Genomic DNA, 17,623 nt, shown 5'->3' on the forward strand with positions numbered 1-17,623 from the left:
GACGCTCCGATGCATCGTGCGGCCGCGTATCGGGGCGCGACGGTGCGTTAGTTAAGACTGCTCCCGAGCATGATCATTGCGGGATCATGCTCCCACCCGACGCGGCGGCCCCGGCTCCCTCAGCCGAACGCCACGTCCGCCGCCTTCGCTGCGCGCCTGTTCGCCGATCAGCTCGACGCCGGCCCGATCAAAGGCTTCGACCACCTTCATCAAGGTCTCGACCACGCCGCGAACGTTGCCGGTGCTCGCCTCCATCCGCTGAATGGTTGGCAGCGATACGCCTGCAAGCTCCGCCAAGGCCCTCTGGTCAATGCCGAGCAGCGCGCGCGCGGCCCGCATCTGGAACGACGTGATCACCTTGGCCTCACGTATGAAGGATTATAAATGATGTCTGACGCATGCACAATCATGTAAAATACATCATTGCCCGCCGAATGCAAGCCCGGGTGAGGGGCAGGCCACGGTGGCGCTACCGGCGAATGTCCATCCGACTGGTCAGGTCTACGATTTAGATCGCACTCGCGGAGGCAGCCCCTCACCCCACCCTCTCCCCGTAAAGAACGGGGAGAGGGTGCGAGAGAGCGGTTGCGTCCCTTACTTCGGCAGACCGATCACGCCGCGTGCTGATGCGCTGCGATGATCTGGTCGGCGGCGCGGCCCGTGACTTCGGCCATGTGGTCGAACTGGCGGGTGAAGCTGCCGGCGCCTGCCGTGGCCGAACGCAATTCGACGATCAACTCGCCGATCTCGGCTTCCGGCATCATGGCGCGGACGCAGTCCCATCCGCTCCAACCGTCGCGGGTGTCGAAGCCGAGGATCTGGCCGCGCCGTGCCGACAGGATCGCGTTGATCTTGGCGGTGGCGTCGGTCGGGCAGACGATCTCGACCACGTGGATCGGCTCCAGCAGCACCGACTGGCATTGCGGCAGGCCTTCGTTGAGCCCGACCCGCGCCGCCGTGCGAAAGGCGAGATCGGAGGAATCGACGCTGTGATAGGAGCCATCGGTCAGCGTCACCTGCAAATCGGTGACCGGGAAACCGAGCGGGCCACGCGCAAGCCCGTCGACGACGCCCTCTTCCACCGCGCCGATATAGTTGCGGGGCACCGCACCGCCGACCACCTTCTCGGCGAATTTGAAGCCCTCGCCGCGCGGCAGCGGCCTGATGTCGAGCACGACGTCGCCGAACTGGCCATGGCCGCCGGACTGCTTCTTGTGGCGGCCGCGCTGGACGATCGGCTTGCGGATGGTTTCCTGATAGCCGATCGCGGGTGGATGCGAGGCGACCTTGACGCCAAAACGGTCGCGCAGCCGCTCGCTCGCGACGCGCAGATGCATCTCGCCCTGTCCCCACAGCACAGTGTCGTGGGTCTGCGCATTCATCACGAAGACGAGCGATGGATCCTCCTCGTGCAGCCGCATCAGCGCCTGGCCGAGCTTGACGTCGTCCTTGCGGTCGGTGGCCGCAACCGAGATCGCGAGCACCGGCGGAGTGGGCTCGCTGGCGGCGAGCGCTGCCGGCTGGGTCTTGCCGTTCGAGACCGTGTCGCCGGTCTTGATCGGGTCGAGCTTGGCGAGCGCCACCGTGTCGCCGGCCTCCGCCGCGGCACGCTTGGTGTCGTAGGCTCCGGTGACGGCGAGGATGCCGGAGATGCGGCTGGCCCCGCCGGAGGAGGATTGCAGCGTGGCACCGTCGTCGAGATGGCCGGCGAGCATCCGCGTCAGCGACAGCTTTCCGCCGTGCTGCGAATGCAGCGTCTTGAAGACGAAGCCGAGGGCGTCCCTGGTCTCGGGAACGCCGAGACGCTTTGCGGTCTCCGCGATACCGGGCGCCTCGTGGCGCAACGCTTTCATCAAGCGCAGCACGCCGTTTTCGCGTGCGGCGGCGCCGAGCAGCACGGGGCAGATCAGCCCGTCGCGCAATTCGCGGGCGAGATCGTCGAACACGGCATCGCGCGGCGGCTGGATGTCCTCGAGCAGCTGCTCCATCAGCGCATCGTCGTGATCGGCGAGCTTCTCCAGCATCGAGAAGCGGGCCTCCTTCTCGCGATCGAGATCGCCGCCTTGGAGCGCGACGACTTCGGAGGCCTTGTGCTCGCGGTAAATGAACGCACGCTCCAGCGCGAGATCGACGAAGCCCTCGATCAGCTCGTCCTTCCAGATCGGGATCTGGCGCAGCACCAGCGGCACGCGCGAGGCGGGCTGGAGCATCTCGAGCGTCTCGCGGATGCGCTTGTTGGCGCGGTCGATCTTGTTGAGGAACAGGAAACGCGGGATCTTCAGCTCCTCCAGCTCGCGCAGGATGATCTGAAGCTGCGGCAGCTTCTTCTCGTCGGCTTCGCAGACCACGATTGCGGCATCGACCGCGGGCAGCGCGGCGCGCATGTCGTGGGCAAATTCGACGGAACCGGGACAATCGAGGAAGGTGTAGCTGTCGCCCATGAAACTCGTGGTGACGGCAGTCAGCCCGACGGTCATCTTGTGATGACGGGCCTCTGGCGTGGCGTCGCCGACGGAGGTACCGGCGTCGACGCTGCCGGCGCGCGGGATTGCGCCGGTTCGTGCCATGATGGCTTCGAGAAGTGTGGTTTTACCGCTTTGGAAAGGGCCCACCAGCGCGATGCACCGTGGACCTCGGGGACTTCTGACGTCTTGTCCCATTCGCCGCCTCCTTGGTGTGGAGCTCGGCCCATGATTGGGTCGGCAAACGCCGATGCTCTGCCCGTCCCCGAGATTTGGCAAGCATCAAACGTCGCTGCGGTGCGTCGTTGCCGGAATCGCGTCGGAGCGACGGGATTCGCACACGGGAGTTGTTAACGGCCCGGGCGGAGTTCCAGGCTCTCGAGGCCGGCGGCGACGTTGAGGCCGACCTGGCCCTGCACGCTGAGCGGCTGGAGCGCGATCGAATTGTTGGAGCCGCCGACCAGCACGTTGCCGCCGAGGCCGACACCGACCGAGGCGCTGCCCTGCGCACCGGCATAGGTGCCGGCGAGGTCGCCCGGTCCGAGCCGGTTCACCGGCGCGAACACGCCCCACGCCAAAGCCGTCTCCTGAGTAATGCCGATATCCAGGCCCACCTTGCGGATGGTCGCGACGTAACGGTCGTCCGGCAAACCATCGACTCGCAGCACGCAGCCGAGATGGGTCACCGATCCCACGATGAAGCCCACGCTGGCGCCGCCGCGGCATTCGAGCACGCCCACCTGCACCATCCGAGACTGCGCGCTGGCGCCCGCAACGGAGGCAACGAGGCTCGCAGCGGCAAGCCCAGCGAGGAGGAGTGAACGGCGCATGAATGTCTCCGGCGATGAATGTGATGCGAGCAGAGAGAGCACGGCACACGCCGCGCGGTGGTCTATGCCACAACAGTTCTGTGCGTGCCAGAACGAACGCAGAGAATTGGTACGCTGTCTTCCCTTCTCCCCTTGTGGGAGAAGGTGGCGCGAAGCGCCGGATGAGGGTTATCTCCGCGAATGTTGTCGCGAGAGGATCACGTGCGGAGAGAACCCCTCACCCGTCTCGCCGCTTCGCGGCGATCCACCCTCTCCCACAAGGGGAGAGGGGAACACCGCGTGTCACGAGTGCCTTACCGAAGATTGCCGCAGAAGCGCTGGATGCGCTTGCAGGCGTCTTCTAGGTCCGAGGTCTTGGTCGCGTAGGAGATGCGGAACGCGGGCCCGAGGCCGAAGGCCGAACCCTGCACCACGGCGACGCCTTCGGTCTCCAAGAGCTCCGTGACGAACGTCTCGTCATTGTCGATCACCTTGCCCGACGGCGCGGTCTTGCCGATGGTGCCGGCGCAGGACGGATAGACGTAGAAGGCACCCTCGGGACGCGGGCACTCGATGCCCTTGGCCTGGTTAAGCATGGAGACGACGAGGTCGCGGCGCTCCTTGAAGACCTTGTTGTTGGCGGGAATGAAATCCTGCGGACCGTTCAGCGCCTCAACCGCAGCCCATTGCGCAATCGACGACGGGTTCGAGGTCGACTGCGACTGGATCGTCGACATCGCCTTGATCAGCTGCGCCGGGCCGCCGGCATAGCCGATGCGCCAGCCGGTCATGCAATAGGCCTTCGACACGCCGTTCACGGTGAGCGTGCGGTCGTAGAGTTTCGGCTCGACCTGCGCGACCGTGGTGAACTGGAAGTCGTCATAGACGAGATGCTCGTACATATCGTCGGTCATGACCCAGACGTGGGGATGCTTGACCAGCACGTCGGTGAGCGCCTTGAGCTCGGTCCTGGTGTAGGCAGCTCCCGTCGGATTCGACGGCGAGCACAGGATCACCCATTTGGTCTTCGGCGTGATCGCGCGCTCCAGCGCCTCGGCCTGGAGCTTGAAGCCGGTCGCGGCGGTGCAGACCACCGGCACCGGCTCGCCGCCGGCGAGCGCCACCATCTCGGGATAGCTGACCCAGTACGGCGCGGGGATGATCACCTCGTCGCCCGGATTGATGGTTGCCATCAGCGCGTTGTAGAGCACCTGCTTGCCGCCGGTGCCGACGATGATCTGGTTCGCCTTGTAGACGACGCCGTTCTCGCGCTGAAACTTGGCGATGATGGCTTCCTTCAACTCGGGAATGCCGTCGACCGCGGTGTACTTGGTCTTGCCGGCTTCGATGGCGTGGATCGCGGCCAGCTTGATGTTGGCGGGCGTGTCGAAGTCGGGCTCGCCGGCGCCAAGACCGATGACGTTGCGGCCCGCCGCTTTCAGCGCACGTGCTTTATCCGTGACCGCGATGGTCGCGGACGGCTTCACACGGTCGAGCGCAGCGGCAAGGAAGGACATCGTCATCTCCTGACAAGCGTCGTGAACCCTTTGGCTTCACGACTCCGATTGTGGGAATGAGCCACCCTAAAACGAGTGCCGTTGCACCGCAAGAAACTTCGGTTCGATCCCTCAAAAGTTTACGTGTCTGGCGCGCATCAAGTCGTGATTTTCCGCAATTTTCCGCAACTTTGCCAGGCAAATCCCACATATCCGACAAGCCGTGTCCTCGGAGCAATTTTGCGCCCTTCAAGGCGCCCATGAAGCTGACGGCAGTTCGGCGCTCGAGAGACCAGCGGTCGAGGCGATCACGACCGTTCGACCTTCTCACACAAATGCTCCGAGCGATGCGGCCGCGTTGACGCAAGCGTGAACTGAGTTGGATGGTCGCACGGAAATGATCTTCCGCCGCATTGCAATGCGGTAGGGTTTTCGAGTTTTTCTATTGGCCGGGTCTTGCGGCGGATTCGCATCGGCATCATTGTTTAGCCGCGTTGCGAGGCAACAAGCGCCGCGCCCTCCCGTGTTCGGAATCATCCCCAGAATGTACAAGCTCTATTCGATGCAGCGCTCGGGCAACAGCTACAAGGTCCGCCTTGCGCTGGCGCTGCTGAACTTGCCTTACGAAGCGGTCGAGGTGGACATTCTGCGCGGCGAAAGCCGCACCCCGGACTTCCTGGCCAAGAACCCGTCAGGCCAGGTGCCGCTGCTCGAGGTCGGAGACGATCGCTATCTCGCTGAGTCCAACGCCATTCTCTGGTATGTCGCCGTCGGCACGCCGCTCGCGCCGGAGAATCGCATCGATCGCGCCGACGCGCTGCAATGGATGTTCTTCGAGCAGCACGCGCTGGAGCCGAACATCGGCGCGGCCTATTTCTGGCTGTCGCTGGTGAGGGGCGGCCGCGACCTCCAGACGCATTCGCTGGAGGACTGGATGGAGCGCGGCTATGGCGCGCTCCAGGTGATGGAGAATCACCTCAAGACCAACGCCTATTTCGCGGCCCGCCAGCTCACGGTCGCCGACATCGCGCTGTACGGCTATACCCACCTCGCCGACCGCTGCGACTTCGACCTCTCGACCTTCCCGGCGATCCGGGACTGGCTCAAGCGCGTGGAAGCGGCCCCCGGCTTCGTCGCAATGGACTGGCGACCAGCCGACATCGAGGACCCCGCCAGCATCGCCGCTGGCGCCTGAGGGGCGATCGCACTCTGGCGAATAGCGGGCATAAGGGTCACCATTGCCGCAATCTCGCCATTTTCGCTTGATCGGCCGCCGCAATATTGCCGATTGCAACAGTGAAATTGTTCGATGTCGCGGGTGATTCGCTCGCGCGTTGAAGGATTTAGACCATGATTCGGGCGTCCGGCACGGCAGGCTTTCAGGGCCCACCTGCTACCGTTTCGTCTTCCCGGCTGACCAACGCGGTCGCGGCCTCGCTCGCCGTCGCGGCGTTCTCGCTGTGCCTGATCGTCACCCTGACGGTGCTGTCGACCAAGGCGACCATGGCGATGGGCCTGCCGGTCTGATTCCCGCTTCATCCTGGACCCGCCTTCAAGGCGCCGCGTGGCCCGCACCGACCGGCATCGCGACAGGATTTCGATGAAATCACCCGTGGTCATCGTTGCAATCACCCTGACCGCGGCCATCCTGGTCGCGGCATCACTGTTGATCTTCGTCGGCACACGCAAGGGCCAAGGGACGTCGACGCTGAATGCGCCCGCGCTGCAACAAACTCTCAAGCACGCGCACTTGGTCTAAAATCATCCGAAAGCTTTGCGCATGAGCCAAAGCGCACCTTAAGGACACCGCGCGAAACTGCATCGCAATGGCGCAATGTTCGGTCAGTGTTGCCGCCTTACCTCGTCCAGGGAGGAGCGAGACAGGCCCATGCGGTTGGGATGGCGTGCAATCTCCGGTCCGGCGCTGACGGCAGCGACTTTGCTGCTGGCGATGTTTTTCGATCGCTTCGTTCCCACTCTCTCGCCCGCGCCGCTGCTCGTCTGCCTCGTGGCGCTCGCCGGCGCGCTGTCGGGTCCCGCTTCCGCCGTCGCCAGCGCAGCCATCGCCGTCATCGGCGCGGCACTGCTGCTCCTCAACCGGCACGGCGTTTCAGGCCTGACCACGGCGGATATGATCCGGTTCGGCGTCCTGGCCGCGACGGCCGCGGGCACCGCAGGCATCACCGGCCTGATGCGCCAGCGGCTGCTCGGCACGTTTGCCGCCGAACGTCGGAGCCACGCCATCGCCGCGCGGCTGTCGGCCGCGCTCGACCAGGTCGATATCGGCATCGTACTGCTCGACGCCGAGACGCGCGCCGAATTCATCAACCGGGCGTTCCGCGATTATTTTGCGGTGTCGGACGACATCGCCGACGGCAAGCCGCCGTTCATCGCCCTGATGTATCACGGTCGCGACACCGGCGCGTTCGAATTGCCCGAGGACGAGCTCGGCACCTTCATCGCACAGCGCATGGAGATGGTGCGGATCGGCGATACCACGCCGATCAACATCGCCTTGCGCAATGGCGAAGTGTTGCGCTTCGTCTGTGCCACGCTGCCCGATGGCGGGCGCATGCTGAGCTACACGCCCGTGACCGACCTCGTGCGCCACACCGATGCGCCGTCCCGCGCCGACTACTACCGCTCACTGCGCGATCCCGCGGGCCGCAAGCTGATCCGGTATCTGCGCGTGGCGGAGTGATGCGCGATTGATCGGCACGCCCCTCATCACGTATGAAGGACGCCTCATCGCTCGCGGGAATTTCATATGTCGCTCACCATTCGCTCCGTCACCAGGCAGGACTACGAACAATGGCTGCCGCTGTGGGACGGCTACAACGCCTTCTACGGCCGCTCCGGCCCGACCGCGCTCTCGCCCGACATCACGCGCGTGACATGGCAGCGCTTTTTTGATGCCTATGAGCCGGTGCACGGATTGGTCGCCGAGAGCGACGGCCGCCTGCTCGGGATGACGAATTACCTGTTTCACCGCAGCACCACCGCGATGGAGCCGTCCTGCTATCTGCAGGACCTGTTCACGACCGAGGCCGCACGCGGCAAGGGTGTCGGCTCGGCGCTGATCCACGGCGTCTACGAGCGTGCAAAGCTCGCCGGCTCCCCGCGCGTGTACTGGCAGACGCATGAGACCAACGTCACGGCGCAGCGCCTGTACGACAAGGTCGCCGAGCGTTCCGGGTTCATCGTCTATCGCAAGATCTTCTGATCCTCGCGATCGCGACGCCTGTGGATAACTTTGCCTGTCACCCGCGCGTAACATAGCGGGACTAGGCTGCAGCTGCGTCTGGTCAGCCCCCCGTCACCGATCAAGCGCCCCAAAGCGGTCCCCGTCAGTCGCCGCGTCTGACAGGGGCCGCATTTTTTTGTCGGCAGCTCCTGTCGGCATGGCAGCAACGCGGCGCGCGGCTTGCTGCGGCGGCGCGCCGCAGTCACAATACGCGCCTGCCATCTCCGACAGGGATCTCCCATGGAAATTCGTAATCTCGGCGCCTCCGGCCTGCGCGTGTCTGCGGTCGGCCTCGGCTGCAACAATTTCGGCCAGCGCACGGATTTGGAGACCTCGCGCAAGGTGATCCATCGCGCGCTCGATCTCGGCATCACGCTGTTCGACACCGCCGACATCTATGCCGGCATGGGCGGTTCGGAAACAGTGCTCGGCACCGTGCTCGGCGACCGACGCAAGGACATCGTGCTCGCCACCAAATTTTCCAAGCCGATGGCGACCGACGGAACCAAGCAGGGCGCTTCGCGCCGCTACATCATGAACGCAGTCGAGGCGAGCCTGACGCGGCTCAAGACCGACTACATCGATCTTTATCAGCAGCACGATTACGACCCGCTGACGCCGATGGAGGAGACGCTGCGCGCGCTCGACGATCTCATCCGTCAGGGCAAGGTGCGCTACATCGGCAATTCCAACTTTCCGGCCTGGCGCCTGGCGGAAGCCGAGTTCACCGCGCGCGCGATGAATGTCAGCCGCTTCGTCTCCTGCCAGGATGAATACAGCCTGCTGGTGCGCGACATCGAAAAGGACCTGCTGCCGGCCGCACAGGAGTACAAGCTGGGCCTCCTGCCGTTCTTCCCGCTCGCAAGCGGGCTCCTCACCGGCAAGTACCAGCGCGGCGCGGCCGCCCCGACCGATACGCGCTTCGGCAAGGTACCGGCGTTGCGCGACCGCTACGTCACGCCGCGCAACGAGGACATCGTCGAGAAGCTCACGGCATTCGCGAAAGCGCGCGGCCACAGCATGCTCGAGCTCGCCTTCTCCTGGCTCGCCACGCGCCCGCAAGTGTCGAGCGTGATTGCCGGCGCCACCCGCGTCGCGCAGGTCGAGGAGAACGTGAAGGCGATTGCGTGGAAGCTCAGTGCGGAGGAGATGGCGGAGATCGACAAGATCACGCTGGGCTGATCTTTGCGGCGTCGCGCTCTACTTGGCGCCGCGCCCCACCGTCTGCATCACCTCGAAGCCCTCGAACTGGGGATGGCCGAGATAGGTCGGCTTGGTGTCGCCGGCCCGCGCATGCGCGGCACGAAAAGCATCCGATTTGGTCCAGGCCTCGAACGCCGCATGGTTCGCCCAAACCGTGTGCGAGGCGTACAGCGTGTGGTCCTCAAGGTCGGGGCCGCGCAGCAGATGAAACTCGACGAAACCCGGCACCTTGTCCAAATGAGTATCGCGCGAAAGCCAGACCTGCTCGAAGGCGGACTCCGAGCCCTTGGCGACGCGGAAGCGATTCATGGCGATGTACATGGGTGATGGTCTCCTGATGTTCGGCTGATCATGTCGTCATTCCGGAACGCGCCGCAAGGCGCGGACCCGGAATCGCAGTTAAGCAACCAGCCCCTTCATCGGACGTGCGCTTGCGCTATCCGGAAACACCGTTTCGGCCAGCACGCGATCGGACAGGCCGAACTGGCCCTGCAGCACGCCTTTAATCACGGAGCGCAGATCGGTGGTGGGTTTGAGATCGCGGGCCTCGAAGAGGTTGGCGGGCTTGAGGCCGGGCCAGTCGGCGATGACGCGGCCGCCCTTCACCGCGCCGCCGGCGAGCAGCGCGATCGTTCCCGTGCCGTGATCGGTGCCGTCGGTGCCGTTGATGCGCGCGGTGCGGCCGAATTCGGTGGCGACCACGACGACGGTGTCGCGCCAGCGCTCGCCTAGGTCGCCTTCGAATTCGGCGAGCGCACCGTCGAGCCCGCCGAGCAGGAAGGCGAGACGACCGACTGGCCCGCCTTCATTGGCGTGCGTGTCCCAGCCGTCGAACGCGAGCGCCGCGATGCGCGGGCCGTCGTCGGACGCCATCAGTTTTGCGGCGCCGCGCGCGACCTGCCGCATCTGCGCGACCGCATTGCCCGGCTTCGGCTTCATGTCGTCGCCGCTCGCGGCCTTTTCTAGCGCAAGGCCTTGCGACAGCACGGCCGCCAGCGCGGGATCGCGGTGACGATAGAGCTCGACCAGACGCATCGCGGTGTCGTCATCGGCTTGCGGCAGCGCCACCGGCGCCCAGCCGACGGTCGGCGCATTGCCGCGCAGCACCAGCGGCGTGGTCGGGCCGACGGCAAGAGCACTCGACACCCGCTCGCCGCGCGGCAGCGCCTCCAGCGCGCGGTTGAGCCAGCCGGATTGCACGCGCCCCGGGCCGGCGTAGCCGCTTTCGAGCACGTCCTGGCCGTCGAAATGCGAGCGGTCGCGATAGGGCGTCGCCACCGCGTGGATCACCGCGGCGTGCCTATCGCGATACATGCGTGCGAACTCAGGCATCGCCGGATGCAGCGCAAAGAAATTATCAAGCATGGTCGCGGGATGGGCACCGTCCGCCGTGAGCGCGATCGCGCCGTGCAGGCCGGCATAATCGGGATCGCCGATCGGCGCGACGGTCGAAAGGCCGTCAAGCGCGCCGCGCAGGATCACCACGATCAGCCGGGGATCGCGGCCGTCCGCCGCGCGGGCGAATTTCGGCAGATAGGCCCACGCCGCGAAGGAGGCGCCGCCGAGCAGGAGGGCGCGGCGCGAGGTGAGGAGCCGGTTCTCGACGCAGTCGATCATCATCATCTCCTCTGCATTTCCGGCGACATCAACAGCAGCGCCAGCGCCTGCTGCCGCGACTCCGCCCGCTCGATGGTGCGCCGCGTTTCGATCGAGGCCGCATCTGCGGCGGCAAATTCCAACAGATCGAGCGGATCGATGTTGGGCCCGAGCCGCGCGCCCATTTGCGCGGCGATGTCGAGCCGGAGCTTGATGCCTTCGGGCGCAGCCCAGGCGGCGCTGGTATCGGGAAAACCATTCGGGCCGGCCGGCGACCACAGCGGCTGGCCCAGCAGATTGAGGTTGTTGAGATAGGCGCCGGGATCCTCCGGCACGCGCGCGAGCAGCCGGCCGCTCGCGACCAGGAAATCATAGGGGCTCCGCATCTTGGTCAGCGGCGCCTTCCACGGCTCGTCGGAATCGACCAGTGCGGTTGCGAGCGCCTTGAGATCCCCGTCGGTCTTGATGAAGACATCGCGCAATCGCGCCACCAGCGCCGGCGGCGGATCGTCGGCGACAAAATGTCGGACGAATTTGGTGGGGATGAAATTCGCGGTCGAGGGATGGCGTGCGATGTCGGCGAGCGCAGCCTCGCCTTGCGCAAGCCCGGTCGGCTCGTAGGCCTTGCCGAGCAGCATTTGCGGCCCGGGCTGGTGCGCATTGACGTTGAATACGAACGAACCAGGCGCTCCCAGCTGTCCCTGCCGGCCGGCAAAGGTCCAGCCGGTGATGATGCGCGCGAGCGAGGTGACGTCGTCCTGCGTGTAGCCGCCGCCGACGCCAAGCGTATGCAGCTCCATGATCTCGCGCGCGAGATTTTCGTTCAGGCCGCGCTTGCGATTCTGGCCCGCGCGCGAGTCCGGTCCGAGCGATTGCTGGTTGTCGAGGAAGAACAGCATCGCCGGATGCTGCTCCACCGCTTTCAGCATGTCGGAAAAGCGCCCGAGCACGTGCGGCCTGATCGCCTCGCGCTCGAACGCGCCAGCCCATATCCGCGCCAGCTCGCCCTTGGTCGCGGAGATGCAGAAATGGTTGGACCAGAACACGACCAGACGTTCGGTGAAGCCGCACTCGACCAAGGTCGCGCGCTGCAACCGCGCCAACGCCTCGGCGCGAAAGGTCTTTTGGATGACGTTGAGCGGCTGCGGGGCGGGTTTTGCGGCAGCCGGCGCGGCCGCGTTGGGCTGCATGCTGTCCGGCTTGGCCATATTGTCCGCCGGCTTGTTGTCAGCAGGCTTCTTGTCAGTAGGTTTCGCCTCGACCATCTGGCCGGCGATCTCGGTTGCCACGGCGTTCAGCGAGAGATTGCGGCGCGGTCCGGGCTTCTGATCGGCCGGCACTTGCGACGGCGTCTCGATCGGCGCGCCGGCTTTGGCGGCGGCCTCGCGCGCCTGCTTGACCTGATCCTGATAGGCGAACACGGCCTGCCCGAGCTGCGGCGTGGATTGCAGGCCTGGCGCCTCCAGCAGCACAGCGTCGGGACGGGCGAGTTCCGCCTTCACAAAACCGCGAGGATCGGAGGCCGCGTTGATGAGATCGCCGGATGCGCCGCCGCGGGCGCCGAAGCCGAAACGGTTGAGCGCGACGAGCGCGGCTTGGGAATCGCGGGCCATCGATGTGTCCTTCGCGCGTTGCCAACCGCTTTCCTGATACGTGCGCGAGGCGTAATATACCGCAGCGGGAGATGAACCCGGCATGAAAATGACAGCACAGCTTTTGCGCAAATCATGACAAATCCGCAAGAACTTCCGGTGCAGGAACCGCGCCGCCTCGCCTGCTCCCGTTGCGGCGCCGAGTTCGGCTGCGACCTCTCAGGCACGTGCTGGTGCGCGGAAGAAACGGCGCGGCTACCGATGCCGGTCAAGGGCGAGGATTGCCTGTGCCGGGCGTGTTTGCGCGAAGCGGCGGCGGTGCGTAGCCCGGATGGAGCGCAAGCGTAATCCGGGTTCGTACCACGCATTGCGACCTTCCCGGATTGCGCTGCGCTCCATCCGGGCTACCAGGCTCAGACAGCATGCCCCGGCGATTTCCGCGCCATGCCGTCGAAGGCATCCAGCAGCTTTTCGCGCCAGGTGTAGACCGGGTCGTCCGCCTCGAGCAGCTTGAACGGGCTCGTCACGCGCGCCCACTGAAAACCGCCGAACACGATGTAATCGGCATAGTTCGGTGCAGCGCCGCCGATGAAGGGCTGCTTCTTCAGGGTCTGCCGCATCACCTCGATCGATTTGCGGAAGGCGACCACGCCGGCATCGCGGCTCGACATCACCTCTTCCAGACTCTTGCCGAAACGCGCCTCGCGCGACTGGCGGAAATAGGCGGCGTCGACCTCGGCCAGATTCTTCGGGATGTCGGCGATGATCAGCGGAAAGATGCCGCCGACGATGGCGATGTCACCCCAGGCATTGAGCATGCGCGCCATGGCGCGGCCGCCCTCGCCGCCGAACAGCGACGGACGGTCCGGAAACTTGTCTTCGAGATAGGTCGCGATCGTCCAGGAATCGACCACCGGCTGGTCGTGATGCAGCAGCACCGGAACCTTCTCCGAGCCGTGCGGCGCGATCGCGCTCTTCTCGGTGAAGCGCCAGGGCAGCGTCTCCGCCGAAAGGCCCTTGTGCGCCAGCGCCATCCGCGTGCGCCAGCAGAACGGGCTGAACGGTCGCGAGGGATCGGTGCCGACGAGTTCGAACAGTTTGAGCGACATGAAAGGGGTCTCCCCGTATTCTATCATTGCGAGCGAAGCGACGCAGGACTGCCGCCGCGGAAACATTCTGGATTGCTTCGCTTGCGCTCGCAATGACGATGTGGAGAGAGCTGTCCGCATCAACCTCCATTGTCATGCCCCGCGAAGGCGGGGCATCCAGTACGCCGCGGCAGTCGTGTGACAAACCACCGCTGGTGATTACTGGATCATCCGCCTTCGCGGATGATGACAGCGAGAGCACGGGGGTGCGGCGAAGCGCGTCAGCGCCCGTTGGTGCGCAGCAGCTTCTCGCCGTCCTCCGTCACCGCGATGATCAGCCCCATTCCGGGGAGCGTCTCGCGCGCGACATAGCCGCGGTCGGCGGCGTCTTCCCAGATGGTGAGACGCGGGCACGAGGTCTTCCAGGTCGCGATCACCTCGGCATAGGCGCGCGGCTCGCGCGCAACCCATTCGACGAAGTCCAGCACCAGCGGGTCGGCAGTCTCGCTCATTGCAAACCTCCCTTGTCGAACGCAGCCAGCACGGGCGTGCGGACCAGCAGCCAGCTGCCATAGGCAATGTAGTAGCAGGCGATGGTGGTGATCAGCTTCATCGACCATGCCACGAATTGCTGGTCGGTCATGGCTTCCAGGATGCGCCGCGCCAGCGTGGTGCCGAGCATCGACGCTGCGATCGCGACGGCCGCGAGCACGGGATCGAGCGTCGCCGCCTGGTCGATCACGCCGCCGAAATAGATCAGCTTGATGAAATGGCTGACGAGCTGGCACATCGCCTTGGTCGCCACCTTCTCGCGCCGGCCGAAATCGCCGCCGAGGAAAAAGGTGTCGAGCAGCGGTCCCGACACGCCGGTCATCAGCATGAGGCCCATGCAGATCGTGCCATAGACGGTGCCTTGCCAGAGTCGATCGGGATCCGGCTTGATGTTGGCGGGCAGCAGCCGCGCCATGAACGGCGTGATGCCGAGCAGCAGCAGCGCGACCGGCTTGTCCGGCACGTAGCGGGTGAGCGACCACGCCGCGAGCGCGACGGCCGCGCCGACCATATAGTTCGCGACCGGCCGCCAGCGGATATGCGCGCGCCAGAGAAACGCGCGCCAGCCGTTGGAGGCCATCTGCGTGATCGCATGCAACACCATCGCAGTCGGCAGCGGCATCAGGGCCAACAGCACGCCGATCAGGATCAGCCCGCCCGCCATGCCGAACAGCCCCGACAGGAACGCGGTGCCAACCATCAGCAATCCAAGGGCAGCGATCATGATGGGCGTCACGTGACGTTCTCCGGTGGTGGCGTGTAAGGGACGCAACGGCGCTTCACTCCCTCGCCCCGCTTGCGGGGAGAGGGTGGGGTGAGGGGTGTCTCCGCAAGGGAACCAGCAGTGGGACTCGCGGAGAGTCCCCCTCACCCGGAATCCAAGCTGTGCTTGGATTCCGACCTCTCCCCGCAAGCGGGGAGAGGCGAAGGGCACCGCCTCCGCTTCAGCAAATCAGCCTGGATTACGCCGATATTTCTGCCCCGCTTGCCCCGCCTACGCAAACTGAGTTATCTTGGCCTGGCGTCAGCTTTCCTGAGGGTCGGTCATTTGCGGCGCTTGCTGTTTCTCAACGGCATCAAGGCATTCGAGGCCGCGGCGCGGGCCGGCAGCTTTGCCGCGGCCGGACTCGAGCTGAGCGTGTCGGCGGCGGCGGTCAGCCGCATGGTGCACATCCTGGAGGAACGGCTCGGCGTCGCGCTGTTCGAGCGCAAGGCCAACAAGCTGCTGCTTACGCAGGCGGGCCGCGCCTATCAGAGCGGGCTGACCCCGATCTTCGATGCGCTCGCAAGCCTCACCGCCCAGGTGACGGCGCCCTCGAGCGTCCGCGTGCTCACCATCGGCATCGGCCACACCTTCGCGATGCGCTGGCTGATCCCGCGCCTGTCGGAGTTTCGCAACGAGGAGCCCGACATCGAGGTGCGCTTCACCACCGGCGGCGCGTCGGTGCCGTTCGGCGAGGACTGGAGCTGCGGCATCCAGCTCGGCACCGGCGACTGGCCCGGGCTGGTGGCCGAGCCGCTGTTCGCCGGCGATCTCACACCGGTCTGCGTGCCCCGCCTCGCGTCCTCGCTAAAGCGCCCGGCCGATCTCAGGGGACCGAGCCTGATCCGCGTCGCGCATTCGCCCGAGGACTGGCCGATTTGGCTCAAGGCCGCGAACCTCGCGCGCATCAACGCGCGGGGGCCGGAGTTCCAGTTCTACGGCCAGGCGCTTCAGGCTGCCGCCGACGGGCTCGGCATCGCCATGGGAATCCGGCCCTATATCGACGACGATCTCGCCGCCGGCCGGCTTGTGGCGCCATTCGATCTCTCGGTGCCCAAGGGCATGCGCTGGTACCTGCTCTATCGCAGCTTCCAGACCGAGCAGCGCGACTTTGCCGCGTTCCGCCGCTGGATCATGCGCGCGGCGTCGGAACCTGCCGCCCGTCCCGTCCGGCGGACCGGCCGCACCAGCGCGCGGACCTGACGTTGCAATCGGCCTTTGGACAAAAAAGGCCGCCGCTTGTGAACGGCTTCACATTCTGAAAGCCGCAAACGTGGTCCCCTGACCCTCCAACAAGGCGCTCGAACAAAAATTTGGGGACTGCAATGACGACCCTCTACGACGGCTTTGACATCGAATCCTTCGAAGCTGGCAAGGGGCTTTGGCACGCCCGTATCAGGCGTGCCGATTTCAGCCCGGTTGCCATCGACGGCGTGCTGTTTCCGGCCATGGAAGTCGGCTTCGCCTGGCCCGATCCCGATGCCGCGATTGCCCATGCCAAGCATCACATCGATCGCTTCCGCCGGCGGGCCGACGACAGCGACGACGAATAGGCGAGCGGGACTGCAGGCGACCAAGGAACGGCGCAGGGTCAAAGGGGAAACCGGTCATGTCAGTCATCGAATTCGAAGACACGTCGCGGCCGAAGATTTACACCCGCAACGTGCTGTCCAGCTGCCCGGAATGCGACGGCGATCTCGCCGTGCTCCGCGTGATCGGCGGCCGTGCCGGATGCGAGTATTGGGCCATGCGCTGCACCGATTGCGGCGGCATCCATCTCGACATCCTCGAGCCGCATCAGGCGGCCGGGGACGACGAGGGGCCGTCGCCGGCGGCGTAAGGGTCGCGCTATCCGACGTTGTTACGCCAAGTCGAAGTTCATGAACCTGGCCAACGACGCAAATTCGGTCGCCATCGCGAACCGGCTGCTCTGCGGATCGTCGGCCACGACGCCGCTGTGGATGCCCACGCACAGATTCTGCCCGCCGGTTTGCGTCAGCCAGAGCTTGCCGGAATCGCCGGGTAGGCCGGGCGTGTTGCCGTCCGAGCTCTTCACGGTGAAGTTGGCCACCCTCTGCATGCCCGTCGACGATTGCTGGTAGACATAATAGACGTGAGAGATCGTCCCCGTCCGCAGCCCCGATTTCCAGGAGAACGACGAGACCTCGAGGCCCATCAGAGAGTTGACGTACGCCTTCGTGCTCGACATCGCCGGCTGGAACATTCCCGTGGGGACGCCGAGGTTGGGAATATCCGGACTGAAGCGATCCTGGATCGCCTGCGGAATGTCGACGAGGGCGCAGTCGACATCGATGTAGGATTGCGGCTCGTTGAACACGGGAAGGAAGGTTTCGTCGGCAACGAAGCCGACGCTCTTCGAGGTCGTTCCCGCAACCGCATCGCCAGTCTGGAAATCGGGAATGGCGAGTACCGTTCCGGGATCCAGCGCAATGTGCCGGTTGGTCAGCAGCGAGAGACCTGATCCGTCCCGCCGTCGCACCAGGCAGCCGATGGTCCCGGTGAGCTGGAGGTTCGAGACCCTGCCCCCGGCGCGATTCACCTGCACCTCCGGAGCTGGATCGCCGACATCTCCTTCCGAATGGCCACCGACGACCACGACGTCGGTGGCTACCTTGTCACCCTGGAATTCGATCAGCTTCGGCAGGCGCATGCGCCCGTCGGCCAGGGTTCGGCGCGCACCTTTGCGTGCGAGCTTCTTCTTGACGAAGAAGCTCACGGACAAGGGATTATTGAGTGTTTTTCCTGCCACTTCCTTCGGCCCGAACGCCACCCCAACGATTCCCGACGTCGCCTTGAA

21 protein-coding genes are annotated in these 17,623 nt (G+C 65.4%); 10 read left to right on the forward strand and 11 right to left on the reverse strand.

The genetic code is table 11. The features are described from left to right. Positions 1-84: 84 nt before the first annotated feature. From AC0L3U_RS04740 to AC0L3U_RS04755, 4 genes are all read right to left on the reverse strand, one after another. Positions 85-357, reverse strand: coding sequence for a helix-turn-helix domain-containing protein (locus AC0L3U_RS04740; protein ID WP_027520336.1), 273 nt, complete (start codon positions 355-357; stop codon positions 85-87). A 254-nt stretch (positions 358-611) separates the two neighbouring features. Further along, complete coding sequence (locus AC0L3U_RS04745; protein WP_456767784.1) at positions 612-2,660, reverse strand: elongation factor G; 2,049 nt, start codon at positions 2,658-2,660, stop codon at positions 612-614. Positions 2,661-2,812: 152 nt separating this feature from the next. After that, a complete protein-coding gene (locus tag AC0L3U_RS04750; protein WP_473360881.1) occupies positions 2,813-3,292 on the reverse strand; it encodes a DUF992 domain-containing protein in 480 nt (159 codons plus the stop codon). A 293-nt stretch (positions 3,293-3,585) separates the two neighbouring features. Next, complete coding sequence (locus tag AC0L3U_RS04755; protein WP_007596745.1) at positions 3,586-4,788, reverse strand: pyridoxal phosphate-dependent aminotransferase; 1,203 nt, start codon at positions 4,786-4,788, stop codon at positions 3,586-3,588. A gap of 523 nt (positions 4,789-5,311) precedes the next feature. Here AC0L3U_RS04755 and AC0L3U_RS04760 point away from each other — a divergent pair. From AC0L3U_RS04760 to AC0L3U_RS04785, 6 genes are all read left to right on the forward strand, one after another. Further along, entirely contained in the window at positions 5,312-5,962 is a 651-nt protein-coding gene (locus AC0L3U_RS04760) for a glutathione S-transferase family protein (protein ID WP_007596746.1), read from the forward strand. 155 nt (positions 5,963-6,117) lie between these two features. Beyond that, positions 6,118-6,294 (forward strand): hypothetical protein, encoded by a 177-nt coding sequence (locus AC0L3U_RS04765; RefSeq protein ID WP_473360882.1) that lies wholly within the window; start codon positions 6,118-6,120, stop codon positions 6,292-6,294. Positions 6,295-6,331: 37 nt separating this feature from the next. Beyond that, positions 6,332-6,526 (forward strand): hypothetical protein, encoded by a 195-nt coding sequence (locus AC0L3U_RS04770; protein ID WP_473361112.1) that lies wholly within the window; start codon positions 6,332-6,334, stop codon positions 6,524-6,526. A 129-nt stretch (positions 6,527-6,655) separates the two neighbouring features. Continuing rightward, entirely contained in the window at positions 6,656-7,468 is an 813-nt protein-coding gene (locus AC0L3U_RS04775; protein WP_473360883.1) for a PAS-domain containing protein, read from the forward strand. A gap of 66 nt (positions 7,469-7,534) precedes the next feature. Further along, positions 7,535-7,990, forward strand: coding sequence for a GNAT family N-acetyltransferase (locus AC0L3U_RS04780; RefSeq protein WP_473360884.1), 456 nt, complete (start codon positions 7,535-7,537; stop codon positions 7,988-7,990). Between the two features lie 261 nt (positions 7,991-8,251). Further along, a complete protein-coding gene (locus AC0L3U_RS04785; protein WP_473360885.1) occupies positions 8,252-9,193 on the forward strand; it encodes an aldo/keto reductase in 942 nt (313 codons plus the stop codon). Positions 9,194-9,211: 18 nt separating this feature from the next. Here the strand turns inward: AC0L3U_RS04785 and hmuQ are convergent, their stop codons facing one another. The 3 genes from hmuQ to AC0L3U_RS04800 all read right to left on the reverse strand — a co-directional run bounded on the left by hmuQ (position 9,212) and on the right by AC0L3U_RS04800 (position 12,423). Beyond that, positions 9,212-9,535: a heme-degrading protein HmuQ gene (gene hmuQ, locus AC0L3U_RS04790; protein ID WP_473360886.1), complete on the reverse strand. Its 324-nt coding sequence runs from the start codon at positions 9,533-9,535 to the stop codon at positions 9,212-9,214. Positions 9,536-9,613: 78 nt separating this feature from the next. Continuing rightward, entirely contained in the window at positions 9,614-10,831 is a 1,218-nt protein-coding gene (locus AC0L3U_RS04795; RefSeq protein ID WP_473361102.1) for a DUF1501 domain-containing protein, read from the reverse strand. Between the two features lie 2 nt (positions 10,832-10,833). Continuing rightward, on the reverse strand, positions 10,834-12,423 hold the full coding sequence (locus AC0L3U_RS04800) for a DUF1800 domain-containing protein (RefSeq protein WP_473360887.1): 1,590 nt from the start codon (positions 12,421-12,423) through the stop codon (positions 10,834-10,836). 114 nt (positions 12,424-12,537) lie between these two features. Between AC0L3U_RS04800 and AC0L3U_RS04805 the strand changes: the two genes are divergently transcribed. Beyond that, the gene (locus AC0L3U_RS04805) at positions 12,538-12,750 is read left to right on the forward strand and encodes a cysteine-rich CWC family protein (protein ID WP_473360888.1); all 213 of its coding nucleotides are present in this window, start codon (positions 12,538-12,540) and stop codon (positions 12,748-12,750) included. Between the two features lie 65 nt (positions 12,751-12,815). Here AC0L3U_RS04805 and AC0L3U_RS04810 read toward each other — a convergent pair whose 3' ends face one another. From AC0L3U_RS04810 to AC0L3U_RS04820, 3 genes are all read right to left on the reverse strand, one after another. Then, a complete protein-coding gene (locus AC0L3U_RS04810; RefSeq protein ID WP_473360889.1) occupies positions 12,816-13,511 on the reverse strand; it encodes a glutathione S-transferase family protein in 696 nt (231 codons plus the stop codon). Between the two features lie 260 nt (positions 13,512-13,771). Further along, positions 13,772-14,002: a hypothetical protein gene (locus AC0L3U_RS04815; RefSeq protein WP_027565358.1), complete on the reverse strand. Its 231-nt coding sequence runs from the start codon at positions 14,000-14,002 to the stop codon at positions 13,772-13,774. Beyond that, positions 13,999-14,778, reverse strand: coding sequence for a TSUP family transporter (locus AC0L3U_RS04820; protein WP_473262614.1), 780 nt, complete (start codon positions 14,776-14,778; stop codon positions 13,999-14,001). Before AC0L3U_RS04820 ends, AC0L3U_RS04815 begins: the two co-directional genes overlap by 4 nt. 312 nt (positions 14,779-15,090) lie before the next feature. Here AC0L3U_RS04820 and AC0L3U_RS04825 point away from each other — a divergent pair, with 312 nt between their 5' ends. From AC0L3U_RS04825 to AC0L3U_RS04835, 3 genes are all read left to right on the forward strand, one after another. Continuing rightward, entirely contained in the window at positions 15,091-16,008 is a 918-nt protein-coding gene (locus AC0L3U_RS04825; RefSeq protein WP_473360890.1) for a LysR substrate-binding domain-containing protein, read from the forward strand. Between the two features lie 122 nt (positions 16,009-16,130). Next, positions 16,131-16,358 (forward strand): hypothetical protein, encoded by a 228-nt coding sequence (locus AC0L3U_RS04830; protein ID WP_007614796.1) that lies wholly within the window; start codon positions 16,131-16,133, stop codon positions 16,356-16,358. Positions 16,359-16,414: 56 nt separating this feature from the next. Beyond that, entirely contained in the window at positions 16,415-16,645 is a 231-nt protein-coding gene (locus AC0L3U_RS04835) for a hypothetical protein (protein WP_473360891.1), read from the forward strand. Between the two features lie 21 nt (positions 16,646-16,666). Here AC0L3U_RS04835 and AC0L3U_RS04840 read toward each other — a convergent pair whose 3' ends face one another. Then, positions 16,667-17,596: a Nal1-like putative serine protease gene (locus AC0L3U_RS04840; protein WP_473360892.1), complete on the reverse strand. Its 930-nt coding sequence runs from the start codon at positions 17,594-17,596 to the stop codon at positions 16,667-16,669. Positions 17,597-17,623: the final 27 nt, after the last annotated feature.

Source organism: Bradyrhizobium sp. Kon69 (assembly GCF_055807515.1).

Excerpts from the sequence above, each read along its gene's own strand:
- AC0L3U_RS04745 (WP_456767784.1), bottom strand. The coding sequence starts at position 2,660 with ATGGGACAAGACGTCAGAAGTCCCCGAGGTCCACGGTGCATCGCGCTG.
- AC0L3U_RS04785 (WP_473360885.1), top strand. The coding sequence starts at position 8,252 with ATGGAAATTCGTAATCTCGGCGCCTCCGGCCTGCGCGTGTCTGCGGTC.
- AC0L3U_RS04815 (WP_027565358.1), bottom strand. The coding sequence starts at position 14,002 with ATGAGCGAGACTGCCGACCCGCTGGTGCTGGACTTCGTCGAATGGGTT.
- AC0L3U_RS04810 (WP_473360889.1), bottom strand. The coding sequence starts at position 13,511 with ATGTCGCTCAAACTGTTCGAACTCGTCGGCACCGATCCCTCGCGACCG.
- AC0L3U_RS04760 (WP_007596746.1), top strand. The coding sequence starts at position 5,312 with ATGTACAAGCTCTATTCGATGCAGCGCTCGGGCAACAGCTACAAGGTC.
- AC0L3U_RS04805 (WP_473360888.1), top strand. The coding sequence starts at position 12,538 with ATGACAAATCCGCAAGAACTTCCGGTGCAGGAACCGCGCCGCCTCGCC.
- AC0L3U_RS04750 (WP_473360881.1), bottom strand. The coding sequence starts at position 3,292 with ATGCGCCGTTCACTCCTCCTCGCTGGGCTTGCCGCTGCGAGCCTCGTT.
- AC0L3U_RS04755 (WP_007596745.1), bottom strand. The coding sequence starts at position 4,788 with ATGTCCTTCCTTGCCGCTGCGCTCGACCGTGTGAAGCCGTCCGCGACC.
- AC0L3U_RS04835 (WP_473360891.1), top strand. The coding sequence starts at position 16,415 with ATGTCAGTCATCGAATTCGAAGACACGTCGCGGCCGAAGATTTACACC.
- hmuQ (WP_473360886.1), bottom strand. The coding sequence starts at position 9,535 with ATGTACATCGCCATGAATCGCTTCCGCGTCGCCAAGGGCTCGGAGTCC.
- AC0L3U_RS04765 (WP_473360882.1), top strand. The coding sequence starts at position 6,118 with ATGATTCGGGCGTCCGGCACGGCAGGCTTTCAGGGCCCACCTGCTACC.
- AC0L3U_RS04795 (WP_473361102.1), bottom strand. The coding sequence starts at position 10,831 with ATGATCGACTGCGTCGAGAACCGGCTCCTCACCTCGCGCCGCGCCCTC.
- AC0L3U_RS04830 (WP_007614796.1), top strand. The coding sequence starts at position 16,131 with ATGACGACCCTCTACGACGGCTTTGACATCGAATCCTTCGAAGCTGGC.
- AC0L3U_RS04800 (WP_473360887.1), bottom strand. The coding sequence starts at position 12,423 with ATGGCCCGCGATTCCCAAGCCGCGCTCGTCGCGCTCAACCGTTTCGGC.
- AC0L3U_RS04780 (WP_473360884.1), top strand. The coding sequence starts at position 7,535 with ATGTCGCTCACCATTCGCTCCGTCACCAGGCAGGACTACGAACAATGG.
- AC0L3U_RS04775 (WP_473360883.1), top strand. The coding sequence starts at position 6,656 with ATGCGGTTGGGATGGCGTGCAATCTCCGGTCCGGCGCTGACGGCAGCG.